This window comes from Paenibacillus naphthalenovorans, assembly GCF_001465255.1.
Taxonomy (GTDB): Bacteria; Bacillota; Bacilli; order Paenibacillales; family NBRC-103111; genus Paenibacillus_G; species Paenibacillus_G naphthalenovorans.
Genome location: NZ_CP013652.1, coordinates 4,460,631 through 4,474,233 on the forward strand (window position 1 = coordinate 4,460,631; position 13,603 = coordinate 4,474,233).

Below are 13,603 nucleotides of genomic sequence, written 5' to 3' on the forward strand. Positions count from 1 at the left end.
AGTGCCCTGCTTTCCGTAATGGATAGGCAGACAGCCGAATAACGATAGCCTTCGACTCGGAGAAACGGACGGAGGCTGTAATGTCTGCTTAATTTGTAAAACTTTTCAAAATTTTTTGGTGGAGACAGCAGGAATCGCGTTTCCGGTATAGAATATTTTGTTAGGTGTACAAATCAGGACGGAATTTCCCAAATGCATTGGGAAAACGAAAATGGGAGGGTACTCACTTGAAGAAGAAACTGCTCATCGTTGATGACCAGAATGGTATCCGTATATTGCTGATGGAGGTATTCAGCAGTGAAGGGTACGAGACATATCAGGCATCCAATGGTAAGTTGGCGCTTGAGATCGTAAGAAACGTGTCGCCCGATCTTGTTCTTTTGGATATGAAGATTCCCGGAATGGACGGTCTTGATATCTTGAAGCACATCAAGAGCATTGACGCTTCGATTAAAGTCATCATGATGACGGCTTACGGGGAGCTGGACATGATTAAAGAAGCTACTGATCTTGGAGCGATTATGCACTTTACGAAGCCGTTCGATATCGATGAGCTCCGTCAAGCCGTTAATCAGCATCTTCGTTCCTCGAATAACAGTTCGTACGCCGTGGGATCCTGAAAAGGGTCTCTTTTTTTAAAAACAAGATTAGACAAGTCCACTGCGGAGGAAACTAAATCTGCAAGAATAGATGTTCCAAACCTCGGATGTTTCTTCACCGAAAGCCTTCTTCCGTATGCCGATCATCGTATGGCCTATTGCTGATATCACTGCGTTTGTTCCCGTTTTCATACCGTTCATACGCTGAGGGAGCCGGGTCACGGGATTCTCGTTTGTCCATTTGTATGGTATAATGGGCCAGTATGACTTTAGAACGGTATACAAGCCGGAAAGTTCAAATTATACTTAGAAGGAGAGAAATACTATGCCACTTGTTTCCATGAATGAATTTTTACCTAAAGCCAAGGCAAATAAATTTGCCGTAGGCCAGTTTAACATGAATAATCTGGAATTCGCTCAAGCGATTACGGAGGCGGCTGAAGAATTAAAATCGCCTTTCATTTTTGGCGTTTCCGAAGGCGCCCTGAAATATATGGGGATCGAATATACAGTGGCATTGGCTGAAGCTGCAGCGAAGAAATCGGGACTTCCCATCGCGCTGCATTTGGATCACGGCAGCAGCTTTGAAGTAGCCATGAAATGTATCCGTGCAGGCTTCAGCTCCGTTATGTTTGATGGTTCGCACTATTCATTTGAGGAAAATATTCGTTTGACCAAAGAAGTGGTGAAAGCAGCTCATGCGATGGGGGTATCCGTTGAAGGAGAGCTTGGGACCATCGGCGGTGTAGAAGACGATATCAGTGTGGATGAGGCTGACGCTGCTTTGGCTAAACCGGAAGAAGCGATCCGTTTTTACGAGGAAACCGGTGTCGATTGCTTGGCCATTGCCGTAGGTACGGCACACGGAATGTACGCGGGAGAGCCGAATATCCGCTTTGACATCATCGACAAGGTGGCGAGCGCGATTCCGGTACCGGTTGTACTGCACGGCGGCTCCGGCGTTCCGGATGAGATGATTCGCAAAGCCATTGCTGCAGGTGTAGGCAAGATCAATGTCAACACCGAGAATCAGGTGGCTTGTACGCAAACGATCCGCGAAGTGCTGAACAAAGACGCAAAAGTGTACGATCCTCGTAAATACCTCACTCCTGCTCGCAAGGCCATGGTTGAAGTGGTCAAATCCAAAATCCAGCTGTTCGGAAGTGCCAACCAAGCTTAAGGATACAGCGGGAAATACACTGGTTTAGGTGTGTTTCCCTTCTGTTTTTTTACCCTTATCAGTGTATTTGCTTGATCACCTTACATGTGGTGAAGTAGGAGGAAAAACAACGAAATGGAAAAACTGATGATTGCCGGCGGGCGCCCGCTGCGGGGAACGGTCCAAATCAGCGGAGCCAAGAATAGCGCGATCGCGCTTATACCGGCTGCCATTTTATCGGAATCCGCCGTAACGCTTGACAATTTGCCTGAATTGAGTGACGTTGCGATTTATACGGAGATTCTGGAGGAACTTGGCGCAACGGTCGACTGGAATCATGATAGAATGGTCATCGATCCAAGTCGGCTGATTTCCAGGCCGATGCCTAACGGTAATGTTAAAAAACTTAGAGCATCATATTATTTAATGGGAGCACTGTTGGGTCGATTTCGGGAAGCGACGATCGGCATGCCTGGGGGCTGTAATTTTGAACCGCGGCCAATCGACCAGCATATCAAAGGCTTTGAAGCATTGGGGGCATCGGTTACGAACGAAAATGGGGCTCTGCATATCAAGGCAAAGGAATTGCACGGAGCCAAAATATATCTGGATGTCGTCAGCGTAGGGGCGACGATCAATATCATGCTGGCGGCATCGCGTGCCAAAGGCGTTACAACGATTGAAAATGCGGCAAAAGAGCCTGAAATTATAGACGTAGCGACACTTTTGAACTCGATGGGAGCTAAAATCAAAGGCGCAGGGACCGAGACGATACGGATTGAAGGCGTGGATGCGCTTTACGGCTGCAGGCACTCCATTATTCCGGACCGGATTCAGGCGGGAACTTATATGATTGCCGCCGCTGCGACACGTGGCGACGTCATTGTGGACAACGTCATTCCTAAGCATTTGGAGGCCATTACGGCCAAATTGCAGGAGATGGGCGTGCATATTTACGAAATGGACGAATCGATTCGCGTCGTAGGACAGACGGATTATGAAAGTGTTGATGTCAAGGCGCTGGTATATCCGGGCTTTGCAACGGATCTTCAGTCTCCTATGAGCAGTCTGCTTACGCAAACCAAGGGTGTCAGCATTCTGACGGACTATGTGTACAGCAACCGATTCAAGCATATCCCTGAACTCCATCGCATGGGCGCGCGTATTAAAGTAGAAGGACGATCGGCCATTATCGAAGGAGGCCCGCTTACGGCGGCTAAGGTGAAAGCGACCGATCTTCGCGCAGGAGCAGCGCTTGTGATCGCTGGGCTGATCGTTCCGGACGGCATTACAGAGATCACCGGCGTGGAGTATATCGATCGGGGCTACGATCATCTCGTGACCAATCTATCAAATCTGGGGGCCGAAGTTTGGCGGCAGCACGAATGAAGAAGCGGTATACTTTTCTTTCAAATTGGGTATGGCTATAATAGATCATTTGCAAAGTTTGAAAATTTAATAGTTTGGTGGTTGGATATGTATGGATATGCATCTGGCGCAATTGGAAGCGCTGAAGCTCACGGAATTATACAAGCTGGCTAAAAAGCATCAAATTCCGTATTACGGGCAGATGAAAAAAAAGGAACTTATTTTTGCGATTTTACGTGCTCAGGCCGAGCAAAGCGGCTTGATGTTTATGCAGGGCGTGCTGGACGTCCTACAGGAAGGGTTCGGATTTCTACGTCCGATCAACTATTTGCCCAGCAGTGAGGATATTTATATTTCCGCTTCTCAGATTCGCAGATTTGATCTTCGCTCCGGCGACATGGTTTCAGGGAAGTGCCGGCCTCCCAAAGAGAACGAACGGTATTTTGGTTTGCTGCACGTGGAAGCCGTGAACGGCGAGGATCCGGAAACAGCGGCGGAACGCCTTCACTTCCCGGCGTTGACACCTCTTTATCCGCAAAAGAGACTAATCTTGGAAACCTCCCCTACCAAACTTTCTACCCGATTGATGGATCTGTTAACTCCCGTAGGTTTTGGACAGCGGGGATTGATCGTTGCTCCTCCGAAAGCAGGAAAAACGCTGCTGCTTAAAGAAATTGCCAACAGCATCTCAACGAATCATCCGGATGTAGAACTGTTCGTGCTTCTGATTGACGAGCGTCCAGAGGAAGTGACGGATATGCAGCGTTCGGTAAAAGGCGAAGTCATCGCATCTACGTTTGACGAGGTTCCGGAAAACCATATCAAGGTGGCCGAACTGGTGCTCGAGCGCGCCCAGAGGCTGGTAGAGCACAAGAAAGACGTTGTCATTCTGCTTGACAGCATTACGCGTCTGGCTCGCGCCTACAACCTTGTCGTTCCGCCGACAGGACGTACGCTTTCCGGGGGGATTGACCCCGGCGCATTCCACCGCCCGAAGCGTTTTTTCGGCGCCGCCCGCAACATCGAGGAAGGCGGCAGCCTGACCATTCTCGCTACTGCGCTTATTGAGACGGGTTCGCGCATGGATGACGTCATCTATGAAGAGTTTAAGGGGACCGGTAATTTGGAGCTGCACCTTGACCGTAAGCTGGCGGAACGTCGGATTTTCCCGGCGATCGACATTCGCCGCTCCGGAACGCGCCGCGAAGAGATGCTCCTGACCAAAGAGGAGCTTGATAAAGTGTGGGCGATCCGCAAAGGCATGAATGATTCCCACGATTATATTGAAGCTTTCTTTAAGAGGTTTGGCGAAACAAAAACAAATCAAGAGTTTCTGGAAACGCTGGAGCCTAACGGAGGCGGTCCTCAATCCGGCGGCAGTGGCGGTGCTTCCCGGCGGGTTAAGCATTCCGTCTCGTAGGAGGGTAGGTTCATGAATTTGGTTTATGCCGATCGTGATGGCAACGTCTACGATCATCCGGATTTTACGGGTCTTGGACGCAGCGGCGATACGGTGATGGAGATGCTGGAAGAAGAGCTCATTCCGCTGCCGGAAGGAGCCACCCTCGTCAGTTTGCCGGACACTCGCCCCATCGGCATCCACGTGCGAACGGGCGAAATGCAAATCGTGCCTGGAGAAGTATCGGCCGTCGGCGCTTTACTGCCGCAGGGCTTTACCCGTCTGCTGCTGCCCGGTTATGTGAAGGCGGATAAGAATAAGGTGCTTCCTTTGTTCGGCTATACCGCGGTCGTTTGGAAGGACGGCGGGTTTTATGTAGCGGCCGAGGCGAGTGACGATCCTGAGCGTTGGAATCCCCGGAATTGTGACCCGGACGAGCTGGAACTGCAAGTGCAGCGCATTCTGGGGCAGTATAAAGATAACCGGCTTTATCAGCACTTATCCAATTGTGCGCTCGGATACGAATGTTTAACGGCTTCGAACACGTTCCTGAATCGTTGGGAAGGCGCTGTTCCGGTCTCTTTCTCCTGTAATGCCGGCTGTTTCGGCTGTATTTCCGAACAGCCTGAGGACAGCGGTTTTCCTGCGCCTCAGACACGAATGAACTTCAAGCCTACCGTCGAGGAAATCATACAGGTGATGCTGGAGCATCTTAAGACTCCGGAGAGCATCATCAGCTTCGGGCAAGGTTGCGAAGGCGAACCGTCGACCCAGGCCAAAATGATTATCGAAGCGATCCGGGAAGTCCGGCGCCAAACGAGTACGGGTTTTATTAACATCAATACGAATGCCGGCCTGACGGACCATATCCGCGGTATTGTCGACGCGGGCCTGGATTTGATGAGGGTCAGCACGATCAGTGCTCTGGACGATCATTATAATGCTTACTACAAGCCCCGCGGCTACACGCTGAAAAACGTGGAAAAATCGCTTCGTTATGCGGCGGATCACGGGGTCGTCACTTCGATTAACTATTTGATTTTCCCGGGTGTGACGGATCGTGAGGAAGAGATGGAAGCCATGATCGATTTCGTTCGCCGAACCGGTCTTAAGCTGATTCAATTGCGGAATTTGAACATCGATCCGGAAAGCTATTTGGAGCTTATCCCGAAGCCGCGCGGTGAGCGTTACGGGATGAAGCAGATGCTGGATATTTTTCGGGAGGAGCTTCCCGGCGTCGTGCTCGGCTCCTATACGCATATCCCGCAGGAACTGGCTGACAAGCGTAAGAAACACTTGCAACACGGATAGCTCCATGGTATAATCCGATCATGTGTGCTAAAAGATAACTCTGATTCACATGGTGTTTCAGGGCAAAAGAGGTGAAAGAGTAATGAAAGAAGCTATTCATCCGACATACTATCAAACGACGGTTACTTGCGCATGCGGTAATACGTTTGAAACGGGATCCATCAAGCAAAACCTCCGTGTGGAGATTTGCTCCGCTTGCCATCCGTTCTTTACCGGTAAGCAGAAATTCGTGGATGCCGGCGGTCGCGTAGATAAATTCAAGAAGAAATACGGCATTTAATTTTTGTCAGATTCTATACAGCATGAACCGTGCCTCCTGTGGCTATTCTAAGATTACGTATCTTAGTGCTGCAGGAGGTGTTTTTTTATGAAGAAAAGAATCTTTTTCCTTGCCGCGGTATGGCTGCTGGCGGTTTCTGTTACGACGGCTTGCGGAGGAGCCGCCAATACTCGGCAGGAAGTGAGGACGCATAGCAAAGACGGTTTGCTGGGGATTACGGAAGTGAATCCTAACATGCCGTTAAGCAAGACCTACCGGACATACTCCGATGATGTTCGTGTGATGGAGGCTGCTATTAAAGAGCGGTTCCCGATGGTTACGAACACAACGATCACTCTTAATGGGCCTGTAGCCCATGTACTGCTCAATGTGCCTGCCGGAACAAGCGCGGAAGAAATTGCCCGGATCAAGCACGAGGCACAGGCTGTTTTGGCCGCTGCCTCTCCGAGATACAATATAGATGCTGACGTTTCTGCCAAATAACTCCCTCCAGGTTGATATTTTTGATGGGATCGACTATACTTATCTATGCCGTGCTAGACGGGGAGGTAGCGGTGCCCTGTAACCCGCAATCCGCTGTAGCGGGGTCGAACGCCTAATCGCGGTATTGCGATGTGAGGGTTGGGTTTTAAAGTCGGTGTTGAGAGTCGGGTCCTTCGCAATGGATGCCCGTGAACCCGGTCAGGTCCGGAAGGAAGCAGCCGTAAGCGGGATGGTTCATGTGCCGAAGGGTGGCCTAACTTGAGTCGATGATAAAAATTCCACTTGGATCGTAATATCAAGGTAGGTGCACGGTTTTTCTTTTCTTAATGTACAGTAAAATACAGTGAACAAAGGAAATACACCGTATGGGAAGCCTCTTAGGCTTATCCATTCGGTGTTTTTTTGCGTCGGCCGCTCATTATTTTCTCCCCGGAATGCTCGAGTAAGAAGTTTTCTTAAAAAAGGGGAGGAAAATGAAAAAAATAGGAGAATTGTATACTAAAGTTAACTGGGCCGGCAAGAACGTACAAACCATACGGCGTTGTGCGATGGGCTTTCGTAGAGAAAAACAGGGGGGAGAGAATTGCGTTGCAGCATGAATTAAATTTGCTCCAGCGATTTGCGGGTACGTTCTTAAAAGATGTCAATTTGGGAGTTATGCTGATCAATACGGATTTTGAGCTTATTGATATTAGCGACATGGCCTGTCGTGTACTCGGTTTAGACAGAGAACAGGTTCTCCAGTTGCCAATGGAACAGGTGTTTGCTGATTTGCCGGCAGAACACCAACTGGTGCAAAGAAGCATTTTGGATGGCATGGTCGTACGCAATCACGCTCTGTCATGGACTAATAACCAGGAAAGGTACGAGCTGCTTGTCGATTCGAATGTGTTAAGAGATGAGGAAAGCCGGGTCGTAGGGGCTTACATCATTTTTAAAGACGTTACGAATCTTCGTTCCCTGGAGGAACAGGTACAGCGAAGCGACCGCTTGGCCATGATCGGCCAGATAGCAGCGGGTACCGCGCATGAAATCCGGAATCCGCTAACTTCCATTAAAGGGTTCCTTCAGGTTATTCGAAAAACGCTTCAGGATCAGGGGTTGGAGAAGGAAAGCGGTTATACGGAAGTGATGCTGCAGGAAATCAACCGGATTAATGAACTGGTCAACGAATTTTTGCTGCTGAGTAAACCGAAGAACGTTACATACGATAAGGTCGATGTGTCTCAAGTGCTGCGTGACATTTTGCCGATCATCAACAATGAAGCGATTTTGCATCGGGTTGTTGTACAGTACGAAGCCATGTACGACCTTCCTCTGGTTGTTGCCGATCGTGAAATGCTCAAGCAGGTGTTTCTTAACATATGTAAGAACGGAATCGAAGCTATGGGAGATGGAGGTTTTTTAACGATAACGGAAAAGGCGGATGTGGAGGAACGGAAAGTCAATATCATTATCCATGATACGGGTCCCGGAATTCCGATGTATGTGGTGGATAAAATATTCGATCCGTTTTTTACAACGAAAGTGGAAGGAACGGGTCTGGGTTTATCCGTCTGCCAGCGCATCATCCATGATATAGGGGGGCATATCCGAGTTTCCTCCAAAGGCTTCGGAACCACGTTTACTGTGAGCATTCCTTTCCCGTAAGGCTATGAACTTCAAACCTGCTCTTAAGTGTAGTATAATGGACTGAATAAACGAACATTTGGAGAGGGCAAGATGGCACATATCGCCTTATACCGAACATGGAGGCCCCAATCCTTTAAGGATATGGTAGGCCAGAAGCATATTGTCCAAACCTTACAAAATTCGCTTCGCGAAGGACGTTTCAGTCACGCTTATTTATTCAGCGGTCCCCGTGGGACGGGCAAGACCAGTGCGGCCAAAATATTGGCTAAAGCCGTTAACTGCCAGAACGGTCCGGCAGTGGAGCCTTGCAATCAATGTGAGGCCTGCCTACGGATTACCGAAGGAGCCGTAATGGATGTCGTGGAAATTGATGCGGCTTCCAACCGCGGGGTCGAGGAAATACGCGACATTCGCGATAAGGTAAAATATGCGCCTACCGAGGTACGTCAAAAGGTGTACATCATTGACGAGGTGCATATGCTGACTACAGAGGCTTTCAATGCGCTGCTCAAGACATTGGAAGAACCGCCCGGCCATGTGATGTTTATTTTGGCAACGACGGAACCGCATCGTATTCCTGCAACGATTATATCCCGCTGTCAGCGGTTTGATTTCCGCCGCGTAGCGCTTGATGAACAAGTGGAGCGTCTTCGCGAGGTTTGTTCGAACGAACAAATAGAGATCGATGAGGACGCGTTGGCATTCATTGCCCGGCTCTCCGATGGAGGCATGCGCGATGCGCTCAGTTTGTTGGACCAGATCATCGCTTTTTCCGGACAGCGGGTAAGTTACGAGGACGTGCTTTCCATTACGGGGGGGATGGCGTCCGATCAATTCGAGAAGCTCGTTACCGCCATTCAGGACAAAGACTTCGGCGCTGCGCTGCGATTGATCGATGACTTTATGCAAGAAGGCAAAAGTGCGGACAAGTGTATGGAAAACTTGATTTACTACTTCCGTGACTTGCTGATGGTGAAGATGGTGCCGGGGTCAGGGGCGGTCACGGAACGCATCGTGGATGTGAAGAGGTTTTCCGAGGTGGCTCAGCGGTTTACAAGCGAAAGTCTGATTGCCATGATCGATACGCTTAACTATTATCAGACGGAAATGAAATATTCCGTGCAGCCTCAGACGCTGCTTGAAGTGGCCGTAATGAAGCTTTGTACTCAGGTTGGCGGTCCGGTTGCGGGTTCGGGTTCCGCTTCCGTTGTGCAGGCTGCGCCTGAACGGCAAGACGGTCTGGTTGTCCAGTTAATGGGCCGCATTCAGCGGTTGGAAGACCAGCTTGCCCAACTGATGAAACAGGGAATCGCTCCTGCCGGAGGCAGTCCTGCGCCAAGCGGCAGAGCGGGATTAGGCGGCACTGGCCGACAAGCCTCTGCGCCGGCTGTAGTGAAGAAAATCGAAAAGCTGGATGCTTTCCTGCAAGGGAGAGAAGATGCCGCTTTCCGAGGCGTGCTGCAGCAGTGGAGTCAAGTGCTCGGTCGGGTGAAGGAGCTCAAAATTACCGTGCACGCTTGGCTGGTAGACGGGGAGCCGGTTTCCATCCATGACGGCCGATTGTTAGTCGCATTCAAAAGCGCCATGCATCGGGAAACGACGGAAAAGCCTGCGAACAAACAATTGATCGAGCAGGTCATGAATGAAGTGCTCGGCCAGCCGTACCGGCTTGTCACGGTGATGATGAAGGACTGGAAAGCCGCATCCGATCAGGCTGGGGGTGCCGAAGCGCCGAAAGAGGAGCTGCAGCTCGTTGCAGAGGATGAACAATCCGGCGGCGGCAGGGAAGCATGGATTGATGAGGCCATACAATTGTTTGGCGAAGAATTGGTAAAAATAAAAGAAGACTAATATGTGAACGCGAGGAGTGTATTTCATAATGAACAATATGAACCAAATGATGAAGCAAGTGAAAAAAATGCAGGAGCAAATGCTGAAGGCCCAGGAAGAGCTGGCGAACAAAACGTTCGAGGGCACGGCCGGCGGCGGTGTGGTTAGCGTAACGGTCAACGGACATAAAAAGGTAACTTCCGTTGTGATCAAGCCGGAAGCTGTGGACCCGGACGATGTTGAAATGCTGCAGGATTTGGTGCTTGCCGCTACGAATGACGCCATGCTGAAAGCGGAAGAATCGGCCGGTAAAGAAATGTCCAAACTAACCGGCGGTCTTAACATTCCGGGATTATTCTAAACGGAGACCGGATCATCATTAGCCGCGCGAGGCTAAAGAGGCCTCTAAGTTTAACGTGTGAGGAGCTAATCGCTTGTTTTATCCCGAACCATTAGCCAAGCTGATCGATTCGTTCTCCCGGCTTCCGGGCGTCGGACCCAAGACGGCGGGGCGCCTGGCGTTTCATGTGCTGCGAATGAAGGAAGACGATGTCATCGATTTTGCCAAAGCACTCGTAAATGTCAAAAGGAATCTGCACTATTGTTCGGTCTGCTGTAATATTACCGACACGGATCCGTGCCGTATTTGTCAGGACAAGAGCCGCGACGCCTCAACGATTTGCGTGGTGCAGGAGCCCAAAGATTTGGTAGCCATGGAGCGGACGAAAGAGTACAACGGGTATTATCATGTTCTTCATGGAGCGATTTCGCCTATGGAAGGCATCGGGCCTGACGAGATCCGGATTGCCGATTTATTGAAACGCTTAAGCGATGAGCGTGTTCAGGAGCTTATTCTGGCCACGAATCCGAATATTGAAGGTGAAGCAACCGCAATGTACTTGTCTCGGCTGGTCCGTTCCTTTGGGCTGAAAGTGACACGAATTGCACACGGTCTGCCGGTCGGCGGGGATTTGGAGTATGCCGACGAAGTCACATTAACCAAAGCGCTTGAAGGGCGCAGGGAATTACTATGAAATAGATTGTTTCTCCAAGAGGTCCTGCCCGGGTTACGGCTGATTGAGCCGCGTTGCCGGGGAGGGCTTTTTTTGGTTCTATTCGGGTTCTGTTCTTTATATGTATGTAATGTATGGGACGAACCTGGAGAAACCAAGGAGGCGGAGATATGAAGCAGTGGATATTGAAACTGTGGAAAAGAAAGGAGAGGAAAAGAGAAGACGCGATACAAAACGATAGGCTTTTGCTTGTACAGGAAATACGCAAAGCGCATCTGGAATGGGAAACGGCGCAGAAGCGGTTTGATTACGTTATAGAAAAGGAACAGATCGATTACGCCGTGTTTGCTTTGGAGACTGCCGAAAAAAGGTTTGAGATGCTGATCAGGCAAGCCAAAAATATGAGAATCTCACCGAATGAAGTATGGTCCAGCTTTGTATTGGAGGAGTCTTCATGAAGCCTTATATATTGTGGGGGGTTTTTCTCCTGTCCGGCGGGTTGCTTGGTTTCTTATTGATGAGAAATCGGTTTGCTTTTCAGTGGCTGGGCAAAATATGCCTGCATCTTGCTTTTGCTTGCATCATGTTGTATATTGTTAATCTGTTCAGTTCGTATACCCACCTGGAACTTCCGCTTAATACGGTAACTGTGGGTATGGTCAGCATTCTTGGGCTTCCGGGACTGGCTGTTCTTGCCGCTTTGAAGCTGTGGGTATTGTGAGACAGACGGAAATAATATTCCGCAAAAAAAAAAGCTTGCATTGAATTGGGCCGATATGATATATTAATCAAGTCGCCGCTAAATAGGTGACAACAAACGACAAAAGATTTCAATCGATTTTGTCGAAAGAAATTGCCCTTTGAAAACTGAACAACGAGTGAGTGTAAAGATAGAGAATCGAGAGATTCTCGCCAGTAGTAGATGTATGAGCTAATCAGATTTTCTTTGATGGAGAGTTTGATCCTGGCTCAGGACGAACGCTGGCGGCGTGCCTAATACATGCAAGTCGAGCGCTAGGGGTGCTCCCTTACGGGAGCCCCCTGGAGCGGCGGACGGGTGAGTAACACGTAGGCAACCTGCCTGTAAGACCGGGATAACTACCGGAAACGGTAGCTAAGACCGGATAGGTGGTTTCTCCGCATGGAGGGATCAAGAAACACGGTGCAAGCTGTGGCTTACAGATGGGCCTGCGGCGCATTAGCTAGTTGGTGGGGTAACGGCTCACCAAGGCGACGATGCGTAGCCGACCTGAGAGGGTGATCGGCCACACTGGGACTGAGACACGGCCCAGACTCCTACGGGAGGCAGCAGTAGGGAATCTTCCGCAATGGACGCAAGTCTGACGGAGCAACGCCGCGTGAGTGAAGAAGGTTTTCGGATCGTAAAGCTCTGTTGCCAAGGAAGAACGCCTTGGGGAGTCACTGCCCTGAGGGTGACGGTACTTGAGAAGAAAGCCCCGGCTAACTACGTGCCAGCAGCCGCGGTAATACGTAGGGGGCAAGCGTTGTCCGGAATTATTGGGCGTAAAGCGCGCGCAGGCGGCCGTTTAAGTTTGGTGTATAAGCCCGGGGCTCAACCCCGGATCGCACCGAAAACTGGGTGGCTTGAGTGCAGGAGAGGAAAGCGGAATTCCACGTGTAGCGGTGAAATGCGTAGAGATGTGGAGGAACACCAGTGGCGAAGGCGGCTTTCTGGACTGTAACTGACGCTGAGGCGCGAAAGCGTGGGGAGCAAACAGGATTAGATACCCTGGTAGTCCACGCCGTAAACGATGAGTGCTAGGTGTTAGGGGTTTCGATACCCTTGGTGCCGAAGTCAACACAATAAGCACTCCGCCTGGGGAGTACGCTCGCAAGAGTGAAACTCAAAGGAATTGACGGGGACCCGCACAAGCAGTGGAGTATGTGGTTTAATTCGAAGCAACGCGAAGAACCTTACCAGGTCTTGACATCCCTTTGACCGGTACAGAGATGTACCTTTCCTTCGGGACAGAGGAGACAGGTGGTGCATGGTTGTCGTCAGCTCGTGTCGTGAGATGTTGGGTTAAGTCCCGCAACGAGCGCAACCCTTGAGCTTAGTTGCCAGCATTAAGTTGGGCACTCTAAGTTGACTGCCGGTGACAAACCGGAGGAAGGTGGGGATGACGTCAAATCATCATGCCCCTTATGACCTGGGCTACACACGTACTACAATGGCCGGTACAACGGGAAGCGAAGGAGCGATCCGGAGCGAATCCTTATAAGCCGGTCTCAGTTCGGATTGCAGGCTGCAACTCGCCTGCATGAAGTCGGAATTGCTAGTAATCGCGGATCAGCATGCCGCGGTGAATACGTTCCCGGGTCTTGTACACACCGCCCGTCACACCACGAGAGTTTACAACACCCGAAGTCGGTGGGGTAACCGCAAGGAGCCAGCCGCCGAAGGTGGGGTAGATGATTGGGGTGAAGTCGTAACAAGGTAGCCGTATCGGAAGGTGCGGCTGGATCACCTCCTTTCTATGGAGTCCATGTTACCTGCGGGGTAACGGA

Annotated in this window: 13 protein-coding genes, 1 rRNA gene and 1 other RNA gene; all 15 read left to right on the forward strand. The window is 50.3% G+C overall.

Annotated features, from left to right (window positions below; all coding sequences use genetic code 11):
- Window positions 1-227 precede the first annotated feature (227 nt).
- Window positions 228-620, forward strand: a complete 393-nt coding sequence (locus IJ22_RS21855; protein ID WP_054817043.1) for a response regulator — start codon at window positions 228-230, stop codon at window positions 618-620.
- Between the two features lie 304 nt (window positions 621-924).
- On the forward strand, window positions 925-1,779 hold the full coding sequence (gene fba, locus IJ22_RS21860) for a class II fructose-1,6-bisphosphate aldolase (protein WP_054817044.1): 855 nt from the start codon (window positions 925-927) through the stop codon (window positions 1,777-1,779).
- Window positions 1,780-1,893: 114 nt separating this feature from the next.
- On the forward strand, window positions 1,894-3,147 hold the full coding sequence (locus IJ22_RS21865; RefSeq protein ID WP_054817045.1) for a UDP-N-acetylglucosamine 1-carboxyvinyltransferase: 1,254 nt from the start codon (window positions 1,894-1,896) through the stop codon (window positions 3,145-3,147).
- A gap of 91 nt (window positions 3,148-3,238) precedes the next feature.
- Window positions 3,239-4,546 (forward strand): transcription termination factor Rho, encoded by a 1,308-nt coding sequence (gene rho / locus IJ22_RS21870; RefSeq protein ID WP_054817046.1) that lies wholly within the window; start codon window positions 3,239-3,241, stop codon window positions 4,544-4,546.
- 12 nt (window positions 4,547-4,558) lie between these two features.
- Window positions 4,559-5,836, forward strand: a complete 1,278-nt coding sequence (locus IJ22_RS21875; RefSeq protein WP_062410310.1) for a radical SAM family protein — start codon at window positions 4,559-4,561, stop codon at window positions 5,834-5,836.
- 82 nt (window positions 5,837-5,918) lie between these two features.
- Entirely contained in the window at window positions 5,919-6,116 is a 198-nt protein-coding gene (gene rpmE / locus IJ22_RS21880) for a 50S ribosomal protein L31 (RefSeq protein ID WP_054817048.1), read from the forward strand.
- Window positions 6,117-6,203: 87 nt separating this feature from the next.
- Window positions 6,204-6,599 (forward strand): hypothetical protein, encoded by a 396-nt coding sequence (locus IJ22_RS21885; RefSeq protein ID WP_054817049.1) that lies wholly within the window; start codon window positions 6,204-6,206, stop codon window positions 6,597-6,599.
- A 48-nt stretch (window positions 6,600-6,647) separates the two neighbouring features.
- Window positions 6,648-6,911: signal recognition particle sRNA large type (ffs, locus tag IJ22_RS21890), an RNA gene on the forward strand.
- Window positions 6,912-7,187: 276 nt separating this feature from the next.
- A complete protein-coding gene (locus IJ22_RS21895) occupies window positions 7,188-8,249 on the forward strand; it encodes an ATP-binding protein (RefSeq protein ID WP_062410311.1) in 1,062 nt (353 codons plus the stop codon).
- Window positions 8,250-8,321: 72 nt separating this feature from the next.
- On the forward strand, window positions 8,322-10,082 hold the full coding sequence (gene dnaX, locus IJ22_RS21900; protein WP_062410312.1) for a DNA polymerase III subunit gamma/tau: 1,761 nt from the start codon (window positions 8,322-8,324) through the stop codon (window positions 10,080-10,082).
- A gap of 28 nt (window positions 10,083-10,110) precedes the next feature.
- Window positions 10,111-10,422 carry a YbaB/EbfC family nucleoid-associated protein gene (locus IJ22_RS21905; RefSeq protein ID WP_062410313.1) on the forward strand — a complete coding sequence of 104 codons (312 nt, stop codon included), beginning with the start codon at window positions 10,111-10,113 and terminating at the stop codon, window positions 10,420-10,422.
- A gap of 73 nt (window positions 10,423-10,495) precedes the next feature.
- Entirely contained in the window at window positions 10,496-11,095 is a 600-nt protein-coding gene (recR, locus tag IJ22_RS21910; protein WP_062410314.1) for a recombination mediator RecR, read from the forward strand.
- A 149-nt stretch (window positions 11,096-11,244) separates the two neighbouring features.
- On the forward strand, window positions 11,245-11,532 hold the full coding sequence (locus IJ22_RS21915; RefSeq protein WP_062410315.1) for a DUF2508 family protein: 288 nt from the start codon (window positions 11,245-11,247) through the stop codon (window positions 11,530-11,532).
- Entirely contained in the window at window positions 11,529-11,795 is a 267-nt protein-coding gene (locus IJ22_RS21920) for a pro-sigmaK processing inhibitor BofA family protein (protein ID WP_054817050.1), read from the forward strand. The genes IJ22_RS21915 and IJ22_RS21920 overlap by 4 nt, the downstream gene beginning before the upstream one ends.
- 225 nt (window positions 11,796-12,020) lie before the next feature.
- A 16S ribosomal RNA gene (locus IJ22_RS21925) occupies window positions 12,021-13,570 on the forward strand.
- Window positions 13,571-13,603: the final 33 nt, after the last annotated feature.